18 protein-coding genes and 1 pseudogene are annotated in these 17211 nt (G+C 70.5%); 13 read left to right on the top strand and 6 right to left on the bottom strand.

The genetic code is table 11. The annotated features are described in order from the left end of the window. The first annotated feature begins 5 nt into the window (after window positions 1–5). From A6A06_RS17620 to A6A06_RS17660, 9 genes are all read left to right on the top strand, one after another. Entirely contained in the window at window positions 6–830 is an 825-nt protein-coding gene (locus A6A06_RS17620) for an ATP-binding protein (protein ID WP_073762260.1), read from the top strand. Next, complete coding sequence (locus A6A06_RS17625; protein WP_073762261.1) at window positions 824–1681, top strand: ATP-binding protein; 858 nt, start codon at window positions 824–826, stop codon at window positions 1679–1681. The genes A6A06_RS17620 and A6A06_RS17625 overlap by 7 nt, the downstream gene beginning before the upstream one ends. Then, complete coding sequence (locus A6A06_RS17630; RefSeq protein WP_073762272.1) at window positions 1678–3165, top strand: hypothetical protein; 1488 nt, start codon at window positions 1678–1680, stop codon at window positions 3163–3165. Before A6A06_RS17625 ends, A6A06_RS17630 begins: the two co-directional genes overlap by 4 nt. After that, a complete protein-coding gene (locus tag A6A06_RS17635) occupies window positions 3162–3983 on the top strand; it encodes a hypothetical protein (RefSeq protein ID WP_073762262.1) in 822 nt (273 codons plus the stop codon). The genes A6A06_RS17630 and A6A06_RS17635 overlap by 4 nt, the downstream gene beginning before the upstream one ends. Before the next feature lie 80 nt (window positions 3984–4063). Continuing rightward, window positions 4064–5020, top strand: a complete 957-nt coding sequence (locus tag A6A06_RS17640; RefSeq protein ID WP_073762263.1) for a hypothetical protein — start codon at window positions 4064–4066, stop codon at window positions 5018–5020. 20 nt (window positions 5021–5040) lie between these two features. After that, window positions 5041–5724 carry a hypothetical protein gene (locus A6A06_RS17645; protein WP_073762264.1) on the top strand — a complete coding sequence of 228 codons (684 nt, stop codon included), beginning with the start codon at window positions 5041–5043 and terminating at the stop codon, window positions 5722–5724. Window positions 5725–6015: 291 nt separating this feature from the next. Then, complete coding sequence (locus A6A06_RS17650) at window positions 6016–6267, top strand: hypothetical protein (RefSeq protein ID WP_242440793.1); 252 nt, start codon at window positions 6016–6018, stop codon at window positions 6265–6267. Then, a complete protein-coding gene (locus tag A6A06_RS17655) occupies window positions 6267–7865 on the top strand; it encodes a helix-turn-helix domain-containing protein (RefSeq protein WP_073762265.1) in 1599 nt (532 codons plus the stop codon). Before A6A06_RS17650 ends, A6A06_RS17655 begins: the two co-directional genes overlap by 1 nt. After that, on the top strand, window positions 7866–8441 hold the full coding sequence (locus tag A6A06_RS17660) for a transcriptional regulator (protein WP_073762266.1): 576 nt from the start codon (window positions 7866–7868) through the stop codon (window positions 8439–8441). Window positions 8442–8600: 159 nt separating this feature from the next. On the opposite strand, the pseudogene A6A06_RS43935 reads toward A6A06_RS17660, so the two are convergent. Further along, window positions 8601–9047: pseudogene (locus tag A6A06_RS43935) on the bottom strand (hypothetical protein); the annotation flags it as partial. A gap of 66 nt (window positions 9048–9113) precedes the next feature. Continuing rightward, entirely contained in the window at window positions 9114–9401 is a 288-nt protein-coding gene (locus A6A06_RS17665; RefSeq protein ID WP_058846719.1) for a hypothetical protein, read from the bottom strand. A gap of 47 nt (window positions 9402–9448) precedes the next feature. On the opposite strand from A6A06_RS17665, the gene A6A06_RS17670 reads away from it, so the two are divergent. Beyond that, window positions 9449–10471, top strand: a complete 1023-nt coding sequence (locus tag A6A06_RS17670) for a nucleotide kinase domain-containing protein (protein WP_242440794.1) — start codon at window positions 9449–9451, stop codon at window positions 10469–10471. 36 nt (window positions 10472–10507) lie between these two features. Here the strand turns inward: A6A06_RS17670 and A6A06_RS17675 are convergent, their stop codons facing one another. Genes A6A06_RS17675 through A6A06_RS17690 form a run of 4 tightly spaced genes read right to left on the bottom strand, consistent with a single transcriptional unit; the run spans window position 10508 to window position 12901 of the window. Further along, window positions 10508–11293, bottom strand: a complete 786-nt coding sequence (locus tag A6A06_RS17675) for a hypothetical protein (protein ID WP_063803485.1) — start codon at window positions 11291–11293, stop codon at window positions 10508–10510. 47 nt (window positions 11294–11340) lie between these two features. Continuing rightward, the gene (locus A6A06_RS17680) at window positions 11341–12237 is read right to left on the bottom strand and encodes an ImmA/IrrE family metallo-endopeptidase (RefSeq protein ID WP_073762268.1); all 897 of its coding nucleotides are present in this window, start codon (window positions 12235–12237) and stop codon (window positions 11341–11343) included. Continuing rightward, entirely contained in the window at window positions 12234–12644 is a 411-nt protein-coding gene (locus A6A06_RS17685) for a helix-turn-helix domain-containing protein (RefSeq protein ID WP_073762269.1), read from the bottom strand. The genes A6A06_RS17680 and A6A06_RS17685 overlap by 4 nt, the downstream gene beginning before the upstream one ends. Further along, on the bottom strand, window positions 12641–12901 hold the full coding sequence (locus A6A06_RS17690; RefSeq protein ID WP_079194095.1) for an acyl carrier protein: 261 nt from the start codon (window positions 12899–12901) through the stop codon (window positions 12641–12643). The genes A6A06_RS17685 and A6A06_RS17690 overlap by 4 nt, the downstream gene beginning before the upstream one ends. Before the next feature lie 123 nt (window positions 12902–13024). On the opposite strand from A6A06_RS17690, the gene A6A06_RS17695 reads away from it, so the two are divergent. The 3 genes from A6A06_RS17695 (at window position 13025) to A6A06_RS17705 (ending at window position 17188) form a co-directional block, all read left to right on the top strand. Further along, complete coding sequence (locus A6A06_RS17695) at window positions 13025–13903, top strand: nucleoside triphosphate pyrophosphohydrolase family protein (RefSeq protein WP_058846725.1); 879 nt, start codon at window positions 13025–13027, stop codon at window positions 13901–13903. 221 nt (window positions 13904–14124) lie between these two features. Continuing rightward, window positions 14125–14616 (top strand): hypothetical protein, encoded by a 492-nt coding sequence (locus tag A6A06_RS17700; protein WP_079194098.1) that lies wholly within the window; start codon window positions 14125–14127, stop codon window positions 14614–14616. 70 nt (window positions 14617–14686) lie between these two features. Continuing rightward, window positions 14687–17188 carry a DEAD/DEAH box helicase gene (locus A6A06_RS17705; protein ID WP_073762275.1) on the top strand — a complete coding sequence of 834 codons (2502 nt, stop codon included), beginning with the start codon at window positions 14687–14689 and terminating at the stop codon, window positions 17186–17188. Window positions 17189–17211 lie beyond the last annotated feature (23 nt).

Consider the following 17211-nt stretch of genomic DNA (forward strand, 5'->3'; position numbering starts at 1 on the left):
GCCTCGTGGCAACTGCCTCCAAGCGCAAGCATCTTGGTCAGCGCCGCCAGCCGGCCGCCACGGCCGAGAGTGAGATATCGCGGCGCCGCCCCGATCTGCGCCCGCAGCACTTCCTCGGTCTCAAGGACTCCACGCTGGTCGCCACGGACACCCTGCTGCAGATCAAGGACACCGTCATCGACACCGTCGAGTCGCAGGCCATGTCCGTGATCTACGGTGACCCCGGACTCGGTAAGAGCTTTTCCACCCGGGCCACGATCCAGGAGATGAACCCCGACCTGATCTTGCCGCTCGACTTCGCCCGCTCCCGCCCCGGGCCGAAGGACCTGCGCGAGGAGCTGTTCCATCAGATGCGGCTCAACTGCAAGATGCCCGGCACGCCGACCGCGTTCGACAAGCTGTTGCGCGAGGCCCTGCCGCGGCGCCCGTATGTGATCGTGTGTGACGAGGCGCAGCAGTACCGGCGGGAGAATTTCGAGTTCCTGCGCAAGCTGTGGGACAACTGCGAGCCCAAGCCCGCCATCGTGTTCGTCGGCGGCCGCGAGGCCTACGAGACGCTGCAGAGCGACCCGGCCCTCGCCTCCCGGATCTACATCCGCCTGGAGATTCTCGCGATGACCGAGGGGGAGATCCTCAAGGCGGTCCCCGACTCCCACCCCGTGTGGCGGGGCGTGGACGAGGCGCTGCTGAAGCGGATCGACACCCAGTACGCGCTCGGCTCGTTCCGTGAATGGGTCAAGGTCACCAAGCATGTCCTCAAGGGCATGGAGTACTTCGGGGCCGACCAGGTCGACGACCGTGTCGTGGACTGGGCGTTGGGCCGATGCTGACCACCGAGTCCGCCGAGTCTCCAGGGTTTTCCGCGCACTCCGTGTGGGGCGAGGCGGCCGCGGCTGGGCCGCTCGCTGTCCTGGGCGACGACGCTGCCTTGTCCGGCCTGCATTTTCTGCGTGTTGAGGGGATGCGGACGCTGCTCACCCCGGCGATGCTCGCGGTGGGCTTAGCGCTCGCCGCCGCCGCGGCCGAGCGCCGTTTCCTGTGCGTGCTGGGCGACGCCGGGGTCGGCAAGACCTTCGCCGTCCATGCCGCCACACGCCGTCTTGGCGAACTCGGCTCGCTGCTGTCGCTCGAGTTCAGGGCACAGCCGGCGCCGGCGGACCTGCGCAGCGCCCTGCACCGGACCCTGGGACTACTCGGCCAGGCGCCTGCCGATCCGGGGGCCGCGGACACGCTGATCCGGCACGCGCTGGCCGATCGGCCGCGGATCGTGGTGGTCGAGGACGCCCACCGATTGTCGGCGTCCTGCATGGAGTACCTGCGTTTCCTACACGACGGTGCCCCGGGCGGGCTGTGTGTGGTCCTCATCGCCGCCCGCCGCGGCGAACGGCGCCTGCGCGCCCAGCGGATGCTCGCCACCCGCACCGCCGGCTGGCTCCACGTTCAGCCCCTCATGCGCGATCAGATCCCGCTCGCCCTGCACGCGCTGCACCCGGTGTGGCGGGGCGTCGAGGCCGGTGTCCTGATGGCGCTGGATGCCCGGCTGGCCGGCGGCGCGCTGCGCCGCTGGGCCGTGATCACCCATCACACCCGGCAGCTGCTGGCCCGTGCCCGGGCCGACGTGCCCGACGGGCGGCTGCTCGCGGCGGTCGCCGACCGGATCGACGGCGGACGGTGCGCATGACGCTGTCGGCGCCCGCGGTCGCTGCCGGCGGTGTACCGGACCGCCCGGCATCGACGCCGCCCCCGCCCGCGGCCGTCGCGGCGGGGCCGGTGCGGCTGCTGCTCGACGGCGAGGACGACCGTACGGTGCACCGGGCCGCCTACCAGTGGGCGGACGCGGCCCGCGGCCGGATCGCCGTCGATCCCACCCCCAACACCACCAGCCCCGCCTACCTTGCGCTGGATGTGCTGCGCGCGATGGGCCGGTCCGGGTTCTCCCGCGAGGGCGCGGAGCGGATGTCCACCGACCCGGCCTGGCGGGCGGTGACCTGCTGGATCCTGACCGCCGGGGTCCGCGAGGTGATCGTGCTGCGCGCCCACCGTCTCACCGTCGAGCGGCTGCGCCGGCTGGCCGTCTGGCGCACCGAGACCGGTATCCGCCTCACCCTGATCGCCCACACTCCGGATCCGGCCGGCATCCGGCGCCTGACGGAGCACCTGGCCGCCGCCGCTATGACGGACGTGGTGCACGTGCAAGGCGCGGAGGCGGTCCTCGACGCGATCGGCCCGGCCGCCGCCCGCCGGCCCATCGGCCCGCCCCCGCCCGATCACGCCTACCCCCTTCCCGCCGTACCGCGTGCCTCGGTTGCCGCCTTCCGCGCGCAAGCCTGGCGCCGCCAGAACGGGGCCGACTTCGCCCATACCGACGGCCAGTACCGCGCCGGCTACGCCGCCGCCCGCACCTGGCTGGCCCGCACCCTGCCGGCGAAGGCGTCACCCGCCCCCACCAGCAGCGCAGGCAGCGAAGACGTCGGTCCGGCCGGGCCGACCGCGTTTGACCTGCACGAGAGTGAGGCGCTGCGGCTGTTCCTGTCCCGGCTCACTGCGTCCAGCCCCAGTCCCGAGCACACCGTGGCCCGCGTACGCGGTGCCCAGGCCGGCCTGCTGACCTGTGCGGTGCTGCTGAATGTGCCCGACGACCTCACCCGCCGCGCCGGGCCCGGGATCACCACCGTGCCCCTGACCCCGCGCACCGTGCACACGATCACGATGCGGCTGCCCAACCCGCTGCGCGCCGCCGCCGTCGCGGCCCTGCTGTTCACCGGCACCGCCACCTCGCTGCTGGCGATGACGCAGATCGCCGGCGTCGACGAGGGGGCCACGCAGGTGGCCATTGACCGTGACGGTCGGATCAGCCCCGGCGCGCCGCCCACGGCGCGGCACCTGTACGCGATCCCGCCCCGTGCCCGCCCGCTGCTTGCCGCCGCGCTCGCATTCCGCCGCCGCACCCCGCGCACCGCTCCTGCGCACGGCCTGTTCGCGAACTGCTTCGGCACCACGCCCCGCCTCGAGTCCCTGATCGCCGACGCGGGCCTGGCCGTCCCCACCCTGAACCACCCGCACACCGACGACGACTGGCACACCGCCGCCCGCGGCTGGCACCTGCACACCCCCACCCTGCCCGCCCTGGATGTTCTGCCGCGCCTGGGCCGGGTGCGCCCATGAGGGACGAACTGCCGCTCGACGGGCGGGACACGACGGACATGATGACCTTCGATCTGGCGCTGTGCCGTGAGCGCGCCCGTGCACGCGATCTCACCGACGAGGACCTGGCCGCCCTGACCGGCATCCCCACCACCGACTGGGACAAGCGCCTCAACCCCCGCACCCTTTCGGCCGCAGCGCTGTTCGCCCTGGCCCGCGCCCTGGACACCGACCCCGCCTCGCTGCTGCACGAGGGCGGGCCCACCCGGCGCCCGCAGCCTCGGCCCCGCTCGGGGCCGGCGGGGAAGGCCCCGTATGCCACCGTGCTGCACGCCGCCCTGCTGCAGACCGGCCGTGTCCACCCCGACGACCTGGCCTCGGCCCTTCAGTGGCCGGCGCACCGGCTGCAGCATGCCGCGGCGGCCCTGGCCGTCCAGCTCGAGCAGCAGGCGGGCCCGCACCGGCTCGTGAACACCGACACCACCCTCCACCTGGCGGTGCAGCCCGGCCTGCTCACCGCCGCACAGGAGCAGAACCTGCACGAGGGAGGTCATACCGCGGCCAGCCTCAGCCCGGGCGAGGCCGCCGCCCTGATGCGCCTGCTGCACGCGGCCGCCCACCATCGTCCCCACGCCGTGCCCGCCGGGCAGCTCCCGCGCCTTCAGGGGCGCCGACTGCTGGCCCCCTTCGACGGCGAGCCGACCCCGCACCCCGACGTGCTGTTCGCCCTCGGCCTGGCCGACCATCCACTGCCTGCCTCCGGCGTGTCCGCCGACGCCGCAGCGCCCGCCACCGCGGCGGCCGGTACGCCATCACCGGCGACAGGGACCGGGCGATGACGCCGCGCGAGACGGCCGCGGGTGAGCAGAGGACCGGCCCGTGGCGCCCGACATGGTCACCGGGGAGCACCCGCCCCGGCTTGCCGCCCCTCAGCGCGGTCCACGACGTCGGCGACGACTACGCCTTCATGGCCGCCGCCCTGGCCGCTCATACCCCCGCGCGCGGCCGCATCACCGTTCATCCCACCCCGGTGGCCGGCGCCCCTGCATCCCTCGCCCACGATCTGCTGCGCGCCCTGGGCAAGCACCTCCCGCTCCACGGGAGCCCGGAGGCCGTCGCCTGGGCGGCCCAGGCCGAGATCGCCTGGCGCGCGGCGGCCGCCTGGATGCTGGCGCTGCGCATCGGCCACCTCGTGGTCACCCGGGCCCACCGCATCAGCTCCCGGCACTTTGAACACCTCTTCGCCCTGCGGGAGTTGACCGGCATGCGCCTGACCCTGCTGTGCCACGGCCCCGTTCCGGCCGCCCTGGCCGACGTCCTGCCGGCGCTGGCACCCGAGCAGGTGCATACCCTGACCGCGGCCCGCCGTGTCCTGGCGGCGGCCGGGCCGGAGCCGCACACGGCCGGCCACTTCGCGTGGTGGCAAGCCACCGCGCAGTTCCCGCCCCACCCGGGTGAGCCGTGCTTCTGGCTGTCCCTGCGGCGCAAGACGTCCCGCGCCGACCTCGAGGCGGCCTCCAAACGCCTGAACCGCACCGTGCTTCCGCTGCCCGCACCCGGCCGTTTCCCACCCGAGCCCGATGAGCACACCTTGTTCCTCGCGCACCGGCTGCACGCGCGCATCGCCCACCCCGTCCACGCCGCGGCACTGGCCCTGCGCATCCTCACCGGCCGTCCGCCCTCCCAGTTGCCCGGCCCCACCGCGCCACCGTCCGACTCCCGGACACCCTCCGGCCGTCCGGCGCAGATACCAGCGTGGGCCGCAGGCCTCCTTCAGGCCGCGCACTGCTTCGGGAACCTGGACCGGATGCGCAGCGAAGGGCCGCTGCGGCTGAGCAGGACACGCAAGAGCCGTTCCACCCCGACAAGGCGCTGACAAAGATCAGGGAGCAGACGATGACCGAGCCGGCCCCTGAACTCCTCGCCGCGATCCGCCGTGACTACCACGCGGGCGAGCAGCAGCCTGAGGCCCTGGCCGAGCGCCACGGCGTCGAAGGCCGCACGGTCATGGAGGCGCTTACGGCCGTAGTGCCCATGGAACTCGACATCCCGGCCGATGAAGAAGCGCTCGCGTCGGTCCGCCAGTGCCTGGCGATGCTGCTGGAAAAGGACCAGGCCACGGCGCCCGAGCAGCGCCGCGGCATCTTCGAGCTGTACCGGGAGCTGACCTGGCGCACCGGCCGGTGCCCGGTGTCCTGCCGGTGGGTGTGGCAGCACATCACCGCCTGCCGCGCGCAGCACGCCAGCGCCGGCCCGGCCGGACCGGCGCCTTACGAGCGCACCTGGGCGGGCGCCGCCGGCCTGGACACGGCGGAATACGTCACCGGACTGATCACCGATGCGGTACGCGACCTGGCCGACCTGGCCATCGAGGGGGCGATGCCGGCCGCGGACGGCGCCGAGCTCGCCCTGGTCAGTCTCGCCGCCGCCCGGGCCCGCATCGACCGGGCCCTGACCGAAATCGCGGCCACCGGCCTGGTCAGCGGTCTCACCCTCGCCCGGATGAGCGCTTTCACCCGCATCCCCGCAGACGAGCTGGTCCAGCAGATCGAGGACGACCACCGCCTCATGGAGGCCTGAACCAGCACCTGCCCGCAGCCCGAGCCCGGGAGGACCGGGAGGACCGGGAGGACCGGGAGGACCAGGCGTCGCACAGTCCGCGCGGTCGGCAGCGGCCCTCAAAGCCACCTCTTGGGGAAAGCCCCGCCCCGTCTGGGACGCGACGGCGCGGCGCAGGGTGCGCGCAGGGGGTGTGGTTCTTGCCGACCGGCCGCCGAGGCGATTCCCGGGATAGGGCGGGTCCACTACTGTCCGCATATTGCTGACTATCAAAGAATTGATTATGTCAGTGGAATTGGTATCATTGGGGATGTGTTGGATGCGAATGTCGAGCGTGAACTCGTAGCGGCGGTCGAGGTGTTGAGGGTCGCGGAGGAGCAGGTGGCTGCCGCCCTGAGGGTGTTCCTGGCCCGGGACCCGGTCACCGGGCGTCCGGTGCACGGCCGGATCGGCCGGGCCGCGGAGATCACCGGATGGGGTCAGCAGCGGGTGAAGGAGACCGTTACTCCGGCCCTCGCCGAGCGGCGCCGCGCCCAGCGCGGGGATGCACAGGGGAGCCGGTGATGAGCGGCTTCGACGCAATCGACTCCCTGCTCGCCTCCGTCGCCCCCGAGGCCGGCCTGCCGGATGCGGCCGTACGCCGTGAACTGCGCGAGCAGGCAGGCTTGTCGAAGGCGCAGGTGGCGCGGACGCTCGGGGTGAGCCCGTCCACGCTGGCCGGCTGGGAGACGGGCCGGGACCCCTCTGGCGAGGCCCGTACGAAGTACGCCTACCTCCTGGACGGCCTCGCCGCGAAGATCGCAACCCCCGATGCCTCTGACATCCCTGAGACGGAAACAGCCCCGCCCCCGGCGCCTGCGGTATCGGGTTCCGGCGAACCCTCGGCGTCGCCCGTTGACGACGAGGCCGACGATGTCGAGGCGCTGGCCGTGCCGGAGTCATGTGTGCTGTGCTCGAATCCGGCCGGGCAGCGGGTGGCCGGGTTCCCACAGCATCTCGATCCAGCCGACTGCCGGCCGGTCGCGGCCGGCGCACCGGCGGCAGCGGAGCAAGAAGCGACACCGGCTCCGGCCGCACCATCTCCACTGCCGTCCGCCCGGTCCGCGAACGCCCGCCCCGAGCACCGGCCGGCCCAGCCGACCCGCCGCGCCGAGCGGCCCAGGCCGCCGGTCGGCCGCGCCTTCCAGCTCGCGGGCGAGCCGGCCGATCTGATCGGCCGGGTCGTCGAGGCGGCACTGGCCGCCAGTGAGGGCGATGTCGAGGCGGCGACCGCGGCCCTGGCGCGGAAGGCGATCCCGGACGCGATGGCGCTCCTGGATGCCACCCGGATCGGCGGCCGCTACGACGTGATCGCGCACCCATGGATGCCGGACATCCTCAAGAGGCAGTCGTCGCGGGGCGCGGACCAGGTGTGGGAGGCCCGCCCGAAGTGGACCAGGGCCCACCTCCCGCCCGGCGAGCACGAGGTGACCGCCCTCGATATCAACGGCGCCTACCTCTCCGCGCTGAAGACCCACCTCCCGCTCGGTCAGCTGGAACATTCCTCGGGCGGGGTCGGCCACGACCGCCGCCGGGCGGGCGTGCACTTGATCACCCCACCTTCCTGGGACCATGAGGACGTGCTCCCGAACCCGATCGGCCAGCGCGACGAGCCGGGCCCCTTGTGGGTGACCGAGCCGACCCTGCGCCTGCTGTTGCGCCTGTCGGGCCCGAAGTACGCCCTGTGCGACCCGCCCGAGATCCACGAGTCCTACACCTCGGGGGCGACCGAGGGACTGCTGGAGAAGTTCCGCATCGCCCTCAAAGACGCCCGGGATACGGCGATCGCCGACGGCGATGAGGTCACGCTGGAGTATGTGAAGGCGATGTACTCCAAGTTCGTCTCCACGATGGGGACCTCGAACTACAACCGTGAGCTGTACCGGCCGGACTGGATGCACCTGATCCGCTCGCAGGCCTTCGCCAACCTCTGGATGAAGGCCCTCAAGGCCCACGATGCGGGCTTGACCGTGGTGCGCGCGATGGGCACCGACGAACTCCACGTCATCGGCGACTGGCGGCGTGTCTTCCCGGAGGGCCGCGGCGTTACCGAAGTCAAGATCAAGGACATCTACACGGCGGGCACCGCAGACGCGGCGGCGCCGCACACTGAGGAGGCGTAAGTGCCGGACAGGAACCACGAGTTCGGCAAGTACGGCGCCCAGGGGATCAAGGGCTACGAGGCCGCCGCCCGCCAGCTCGACACCCTCGTCGAGTTCATCGCCACTCCCATCACCCAGCGCCGCGGCATGCTCGCCCGCCTGCACTACCTCACCCGAACCGAGCACGCCAGGGCCGCCGCCCGCCAGGCGGGCCTGAAGGTCACCGACCGCACCCTGAAGCGCTGGGCCGACGGCAAGGCGACACCGTCGAAGAAGAGCCTCGCCCAACTCGAGGCCGCCTACCGGCAGGTACGCCGCCAGAACGTCGCCCGCCACCTCCTGCAACGCCTCAACCGCGGCGGACGCGGCACCCGCGTCGAGTTCCACCCCCTCAACCAGTCCCAGGTCCCCCGCCCCTACCAGCGGGCCGTCACCTTCCGCAGCCTGAACGTGCGCCACTGGGACCGCATGGTCCAGGCATGGGCGGCCGGCGACAACGAGGCCATGGACGACGCCTGGTTCACCGGCATCACCGCCGACCTCGGCTCCGACTACGGCTCCTACGAGTACGTCATGAACATCGGCTTCGCCGCCTGAGGGGGTGTCGGGTGCCGCACGGAGGAGGAGCACACGTCGGCCGGGGCGTGACCGGGCCCGCTCACGTCCGCTGCATGGTGGTGCGCGGTGGTACGTTCCCACGGCGCTGACGTCTTCGCCGGCGGCCTGCCCGCCGTCCCTGCCCGCGCGCATGGGGGTCAGCGCCGGATCGGCGGCGTAGGCGGCCAGCAGCGCTTCGGGAGGCCGGCCGTGCGGCCAGGCTGCACTGATCGACAGGGCGGTCAGACCTGCGAGCCGGAACGCGTCCTGCGTGCCCAGTTTGGGCAGGTGGCGCAGGAACAGCCCTGCCAGGTTCTGGAAGGCGCGCAGCGCGGCGTTCTTGTGCTCGACGGCGACCGTGGCGGACTTGCCGGGATGGGGCGACGGTTCGAGGGCTGCTGCGTGGTTGGTTCTGTACCGCATCGGCGCACGCTGACGGGCGGTTGAGCACCTCGGCCTCTGTACGTACGTCTGGTGCCTGGCGTCGGATGCCGACTCGGGGCGCGGCCTCTGCCCTGAATCTCTTCGCCGAGTCGATCGGCCGAGGTCTGCGGCATGCCGGAGAGGCCGCCTGTCAAAGGGCGGTGCACGCAGCCGTGACCTCATGGCGTTTGGTGACGTTGGTTGAGTCACCGCAGGAGCCTGGGGGAGAGCGTTGTGGCGGAAGCGGTGTCATCTCCTGTGCCGGGTGCGTCCGGGAGAGCGTACGAGCGGCAGGTCGTCGCGCGTGTTGTCCGCTTCGAGGGCATCGGCGGGCATCTGGCGGTAGGAGTGGAGGAGTTCGGCGATGAGGGCGGGGCGGACCTCGGCCGCCGTCACGAGTGCGGCCAGTACCTGTGAGCGCGACGTCTGCTCCCCGGCGGCGGCCGCGGCCCGGACCAGGACGTCCAGCCTTGCGTCCACGTCCTCCGGCCAGTCGACCAGTGTCTTGCGTCGTGGACGCTGCCAAAGCAATTCCACACGTCCCCCTCGCTGACACTTATCTATATCCAATATATATTGAGCCCATGGCGACGATGCTGCAAGAGCGTTCAGAGCAGAGGGACTTAGACCACGGCCCTGTGAAGGTTCGCGTGGCAGGCCGCACGCTGAATGCGACGCCGGTGTTCGACACCTACTGGCGCTTTGCGGCGGCGCGCCAGAAGGTCTACGAGGCGCGGCTTGCTGGGGGAGAGGGTCCGTTCGCCGACGACCCGATCCTGCAACGCTACCGTTTCACCAACTGCTTCCGGGCCGCCGACCGGGTCAGCCAGAACCTGATCGGCGGCGTGATCTACCAGGGCGAGCAGGCGTGGGAGGAAGTCTTCTTCCGGACCCTGCTGTTCAAGATCTTCAACAAGACCTCGACGTGGCGGTTGCTGACCGGGGAACTGGGAGAGGTGCGGTGGGACACCTACGACTACCGCGCCTTCGACCGCGTGCTCTCGCAGGCTTTCGCCGCAGGGCAGCGGTTGTACTCGGCCGCCTACATCGTGCCCCCGCCGCAGCTCGGCGGGGAGCGCAAGCACCAGAACCACCTGCGGCTGCTGGAGATGATGATGGCCTCGGACGCGCCGCAGCGCGTGCTGTCCGCGCCCACGCTGCAGGACGCCTACGAGGTACTGCTGGGCTTCCCGGCGATCGGGCCCTTCCTGGCCTACCAGTTCGTGATCGACCTCAACTACGCGGCCGCGATGCCGTTCTCGGAGATGGACTTCGTCGTCGCCGGGCCCGGAGCACGCGACGGGATCCGCAAGTGCTTCGGCGCGGCGGCCGACGGCATCGAGGCGGACGTCATCCGCTACATGGCCGACACCCAAGGCGAGCACTTCGCCCGGCTCGGCCTTGCCTTTGCCGGGCTGCGCGGCCGCCCGCTGCACCTGATCGACTGCCAGAACCTGTTCTGCGAGGTCGACAAGTATGCCCGGGTTGCCCATCCGGACATCGCCGGAATCAGCGGGCGCAGACGCATCAAGCAGACCTACCGGCACCAGGCCGCCGCCATGCCGGCCTGGTTCCCGCCCAAATGGCAGCTCAACTCCTCCGACTGACACGGCGTGCTGCCGCACCGCCCGCCCGGCGGGTCCTTATGCCGCCATGCGGCCGGTGCCGGTCAGCAGCGGACGCAGCTTCGTGACGGGGCCGTCCAGGCGGGCATGGCCGGCCACCACGGTCAGGGTCCCGCAGGCCAGTCCGGCCTGCTTGGCGATGTAGGCCAGCAGACGGCCCAGGCCGAGATAGTTGCCGTAGGCGCGCTCGAACATGAAGTGGCTGCGGTACAGGGCCGCGGCGTGCACGCGCTGGTCGCGGTCCAGCTGGAGCGAGAGGTGGCTAAGGCAGGGGAAGCCGATGTAGCTGTTGTCCTTCCCGGCGGTGTGGACCAGCAGGTCCGCACCCGCCTCCGTGTCCGCGGTTGCGGCCAGGTCGATCTCGTACCCGGCGGCTATCTTGGTGCCCGCGGCCTGGGCCCGCAGGCGGCTGATGACGGTGCCGAGCTGGTCGACGCTGTCTTTGGACGCCGCCGGGTAGAAGACCAGGCGGCCGAAGTAGGTACCGCGGTGGTTGCCCGGATACCGCTTGATCGCCGGATACATCCGCCGGTAGCGCTCGGCGAGCTCACCCGCACTTGCAGTCCGTGCCGCCAGGGCCGCGGGAAACAGGGTGCTGGCCACGGTCTCCAGTGGCCACAGCCCGAGCGCGGTGCGCAGCCGGTCCAGTTCGGCGCGGAACACCGGGTCGTCACGCGTCGGCTCGGCGATACGCACCACCGTGTGCAGGCCGGTCCGGCCCGGGTTGTCCTTGCGGTCCAGCTTGTTGCAGGCGGCCACCCAGGCCTGGGTGACGTCGCGTTCGGCCACGGTGAAGCTGTGCATCAGTCCTCCTGACACTGTCGGGCGCGATCCGGGAATTGATCTTGAGCTCAGGCGGGCCAGGTATCGTCCACTCCGGCACGCGGCGCCTCGCGGACCACCTCCAGCCGCACCACGGTGCCGTGCCCAAGCACCGCGACCTCGACCAGGCCCCGTTCACCTGGCGGGACCTCGTCGGTCACCACGGCGCTGGCCAGCGGCGTCGTGCCGTCACTGGTCCACGGCTCCAGCCCTTTGGGCAGGACGTCGAAGACCGCGTGGTCCAGGTGCAGCACCAGCACATCGCCCGCGTCGGCGTACACCGTCTGCCCTTCGGAGTGTGCTGTGATCACGTGAACCTGGGCGTGCGCCGGCAGTGAGGCGCCTCCTGCCAGCGCGCTGCGCAGATCTCCGGGAGGGATCTTGGCCCACTGACCGGCCCGGCCGGCATCCAGCAGCCGGAGGTTCACCAGATGGCGCACCGTCCCGGCATACGACGTGCCCAACTCGCGCGCCAGCCGGTAGGCGTGCTCGGGGCGGGACGGCCGGCCGCCGCAGATCCTCTCCAGCGCCGCCCGCACCGCGGGCAGCGGCATCAGGAACCATGCGGCGAACGCCTCGGCCGTCTTCTCCTCCTCGGGCCAGCTGCCGTTGCCCCAGCGCAGCGCGGGATCGAGCTCCTGGTCGGCCGCAGTGCGGTGGCCCAGCCAATGGTGCCCCAACTCGTGTGCGGCCGTGTGCCGTTGGGTGACCGCGTTCAACGATGCGTTCAGCAGCACGGCCGGCCCCGCGTCGGCAGGGGAGTAGTACACACCGAACAGGCGGGGCATCGGCTGCGCCATGCCGATCACGCCCGCCGCCCCCAGCGCCCGGTGCACGTGCACGTACCGGGCGCGGTCGATCCCGAGGTCACGGTGCGCCTGGACGGCGGCGATGGACGCAATGCGGTGCGCTAAGGCCCAGTTCACGCCGTCGGCCCCCCGCCGTCGGCGCCCTGCTCCTCACGTTCTGCTGCGCGCCGGAGCGTGAGGTACTCGGCGAACTCCAGCACGGTCTTGGCGTCGCCGTCGGTCAGCTGGGCCAGCGCCCGCGGCAGGCCCGCCAGCGCGTACTCGCCGGCATCGGCGTCCTTCTCCTCGGCCAGGAAGTAGGCGACCGGCTGCCGGTACAGGCGGGCCAGCTTCTTCAACTCCAGGCTGTCCACCCGCCGTTCGCCGCGCTCGATATCGCTAATGGCCGAGCGGGGGATGCCGGTGGAGTCCGAGACGAACTGCTGAGACATGTTCAGGTAGTAGCGGCTCTTCTTCAGCCGTTCGCCGAGCCGCACCATCTCAGGGTCGCGCTCACGGTTGCCGGTGGTGGGGGGAGGGGTCATGACTGTTGCCTTTCAATGATGGCGTCCAGGACCGCCGCGGCGAATGCCCGCACCGACCGGGTGGCCTGGGCCGCTTCCCGGTCTGCGGGAATGGCGACGTGGTAACGCTCCTCGATGCGCGTGAGTATCTCGACCACCAGCAGCGAGTCCACGGGCAACTCCCGCCCTCCCTGCTCGAGTTCCGCACGGAGCTCGTCGGGGGAGACGCCCTCGTGCTCGGCGATGAAGTCGATGACGAGCGAGGTGATGTCGTCCATGCTCGGTGTGTCCGCGTTCGGCAACTCTCCCCAATCGTCTGCATTTCCAACGGCGCCGTCGTAGCATACGACACATTGTCGGGAAAGCCAACGAGGCTGTCGCAAGATCAGACAGGTGTGAGAGTGGACTTCAAGCGCTACCAACAAGCCGCCGTCAAGACCCTCCAACCCCCCACCGAGGGCACCGACCCCGTCCTCGTCCCCCTCCTCGGCCTCGCAGGCGAAGTCGGATCCCTGACCACCGCCTACAAGAAATTCCTGCGCGACGGACCCGCCTTCGAACAGGGCAAGCACCAATTACGCGAGGAACTCGGAGACGTGCTGTGGTATGTCGCCGCTCTCGCCCACCGCTTCGGACTCGACCTCGACGACGTCGCCGCCGCCAACCTGGAAAAGACCAAGGACCGCTGGCGCCCCACACCCCACGACGAACACGCCCCCTTCGACGCCAGCTTCCCCGCCCACGAACAACTGCCCCGACAGACCTCACTCACCTTCACGCCCACCAAGACCGACGACGGCCGCACCGTCGTCACCCTCACCCGAGAAGACGGAACCCCCGCCGGCGACCCGCTCACCAGCGCCTCCCACGTCGAAGACGGCTACCGCTTCCACGACATCTTCCACCTCACCCACGCCGCCATCCTCGGCTGGTCCCCCGTGACCCGCTTCCTGCTGGGCCGCAAACGCAAGAGCGACCCCCGCGCCGACGAAGCCGAAGACGGCGGCCGCGCCATCGCCATCGAAGAAGGCATCTCAGCCCTCGTCTTCTCCTACGCAGCCCGCCACCGCTACCTCACCGACATCACACACATCGACCAAGAACTCCTCGCCACCATCGGCCACATGACCGCCCACCTCGAAGTGAGCGTCTGCCGCGCCGCAGACTGGGAATACGCCATCCTCACCGGCTACACCGCCTGGCGTCAGCTCCGCGACCACGACGGCGGTACCGTCCACCTCGACCTCGACCAGCGCACCCTCACCGTCACCCAACCCTGACAGCAGCTGTACGCAGGAACATCAGCACCGAAGGCCACGTGACACCTGCAGCTGAACCGAGAAGGTCGACCACAAACCACCGCTACCTCGCCTTCGAAGACGCGCTCCCTACTAGAAGATCTACCGCTGCGCGGCGTGTTTGTTGTTCTATGGCCGTCGCGCACGGGCGCGCGTGACGATGAACGGTGATACCCGAGGAATTGAGCTTGCCGGAGCGGACCGTGGAGAAGACCGTGACCAGCGCCGACCATGTGCACACGGCGGCCACGGTCCGCCGTCGGCAACGCACGTTCGTGCCACCGTCGGAGTTGCACCCCCACCGCCCGACCACGGCCGACACCACCCTGCTGGACCAGTTGTTCTATGCGACGGTGGACGAATGCACTGACCCCGACTGCCGCCCTCTGCTGCTCGACCGCGTCGCGGTCGACGCAGGGGCGACGCGCAAGCTGGTGGAGTGGGCCTGCCATATCGCCTCCGAGATGTACTGCGAGCTTCCCGCGGAGCTCGTGGACGAAGACGAGGCAGCGACCACCGTCTTCCACCCCTCGCCCTTCTTCTGCAGGCTCGCCGCGCAGTACCAGAACCCTGGGCCGACCTTCACCACATTGTTCGCCACGTATGACACAGCTCAGCGCCGTCAGGTGGCAGACAATGCTGTCGCTCTGGTCGACGGATTCCAGGTGTGGTGGACCGACTTCCTCTTCCAGTGACCTCCCCTCCTGCCCCTGCGGGAGGATGGCCGTCGAACGCCCGTTCCTGCGCGAGTTGAGGTTGCACGCGATGCCCACCAGCCCCGAGCCCGCTGCGCTGACGCCCCAGACCACCCCCGCCGCCACCCGCCGGACGCTGCGCGCGGATCAGCAGCGTGCGGTGGACAGCGGGGGACGCGGCCTGAGAAGGCCCAGGAGCCGCGGGCACATGGTCTCTGCGTGCGGGACCGGGAAGACGTTGATCGCGCTGCGGACGGCGGAGGCTCTCAAGATCCGGTTTCTGCTGGTGGTGGTGCCCTCAAGGGATCTGATCGGCCAATGGGCGGCAGTGGCCCGCGCAGACGGCCGGACTGAGCAGTTGATGGCGGTGTCGTCGCTCAACGCCGACAAACACCCTGTGCTCGCCAAGGCGGGGGCGGCGTCTACGAGTTCGGGGGAGTACCTGGCGTACTGGCTGGTCCAGCGGGCCAAGAAGGGCGAGCCGGCGACTGTGTTCGTCACCTTGGACTCGCTCCCCAGGGTCGAGGAGATCCAGCACTCCGTTTTCCCCGCGCCCGCCTTCGATCTCGCGATCGTGGACGAGGCGCACCGTACCGCGGGCAGTTGGGGCAAGGAATGGACGATGGTCCACGATTCCTCCCGCATCCGCGCCGACCGCCGTCTCTACCTGACTGCGACCCCGTATGAGTGGGAGGCGCCGCGCCTGGCCGAGGCCCCGGACACGCGCCCGCAGCTCAAGCGCACCGCAACGACCGTCCCCACCTGGGAGTCCCCGTCCCTGATTGCCTCAATGGACGATGTGAAGGTGTTCGGGCCGCGCCTGCACACCTACACTCACGCCGAGGCGATCGAGGACGGCGTTCTCGCGGACTACCAGCTCCTCGTCCCCACGGTCACCGACACCGATCTGCGTACCGTCCTGGCCGACCCCGACCGTATGCACACCGGCTTCGCCCCGACCGCGCGCCGTACGACCGCCCTGCATCTGGCTGTCCTCAAAGCCATGCGCGAGCACGACCTCAAGCATGTGATCGTCTACTTCCAGCAGGTCGCCGACGCAGAAGACTTCGCCCGCCAATTTGGCCACACCCTGCGCACTCTCCCACCCGACCAACGCCCCTCCTGGGCGAGCACGCTGTCCGTCTCTTCGATCAACGGCAACCACACCCCCGACCAACGCGCCACGCTCCTGACTCAGTTCGCCACCGCCGACCGTGCGGTGATCACCAACGCCCAGGTCCTGTCCGAGGGCATCGACCTGCCGGCCGTGGACGCGATCGTGTTCGCCTCCCGTACCGAGAGCGTGCGCCGCATCGTCCAGGCCCTGGGCCGCGCCCTGCGCAAACCCCCCACCACCAAGGTGAAGACGGCGAGCCTGATCATCCCCGCCTACACCCCACCCAACTCTGATCTCACCGACCTCCTCAACACCCCCTTCGAAGCCCTCTGGCTGATCACCGCAGCGTTGCGCCATCACGACCAGACCATCGCCGCCCGCGCCCCGCGCAAGGCCACCGCGCACCGCCTGGACAGTGCCACCCACCGTCTGATCGCCCGCCGGTTCCGCTTCGACTTCACCCTTGACCCGGGCACGATCGCCCAGGCGATGGACCTGTTGGCCTGGCCCTCAACCGGGGCAGCCCTCTCCGCGCCCCGCCGCGCGGGCCTGGCCGCCGCCCTCCGCTACCACGCCGAACACGGTCACTTGAAGGTCCCGGTCGATTACACCGACGCCTACGGCTACCGCCTGGGAGCCTTCATCGCCGGCCAGCGCACCGCCCGCCGCCGAGGCACCCTGAGCGCCGACTGGATCGCCGAACTCGACAACCTCGGCATGATCTGGGACGAGCACGAGGCCGCCTTCGAATCCAACATGACCCTCGTCGAGGCCTTCTACGCAGAACACGGTCACCTCGCCATTCCCGTTCAGGATCTCGGCGGCCAGTTCCTCGTCGACCAGCGCGGCCTCGCCCGCAAAGGACGGCTCCCCGAAGCCCGCCACACACGTCTCACCGCCCTCGACCCCGACTGGCTCCTGCCGCACGGACCCGACTGGCACCGCAAGTACCACCTCCTGGCCCGCCACCTCCACACCGGACACGACCCCGCCACCCTGCGCCGCGACACTGTCATCGACCACGTCAAAATCGGCACCTGGCTCCACCACCAACTCACCACCTTCAACGCCCTCAACGACGACCAACGCCGCCTCCTGACCCGCCTCGGCCTCACCCCCACTCACATCACCCTCACGACGAAAACGAAGGCGAATAAGACCACCACCCCCGTCAGACTCAGCACCCCCAACACCAGAAAACGCCGCTCCTTCGAACAGACCGCCACACTGCTGCGCGCCTTCGTGGAACGGCACGGCCACCCTCCTGGTGCTCGGGAGGGGATCGACGTCGACGGAGAACGCGTGATGATCGGACCGTGGCTTTGCAAGACCCGCACCGCCCAGAAGAACGGTCAACTCTCCGAAAACAGAAGCCAGTTGATCCAGAGCATCCTCAACGAAGCCAGCGTCGTTCCTCCCGAAGAGGAGCGCCCCGGATTCTCAGAGATCCCGTAACTTTTCTGCCCGCGATCCCACTA

The organism is Streptomyces sp. CB02923 (genome assembly GCF_001905005.1).
GTDB lineage: Bacteria > Actinomycetota > Actinomycetes > Streptomycetales > Streptomycetaceae > Streptomyces.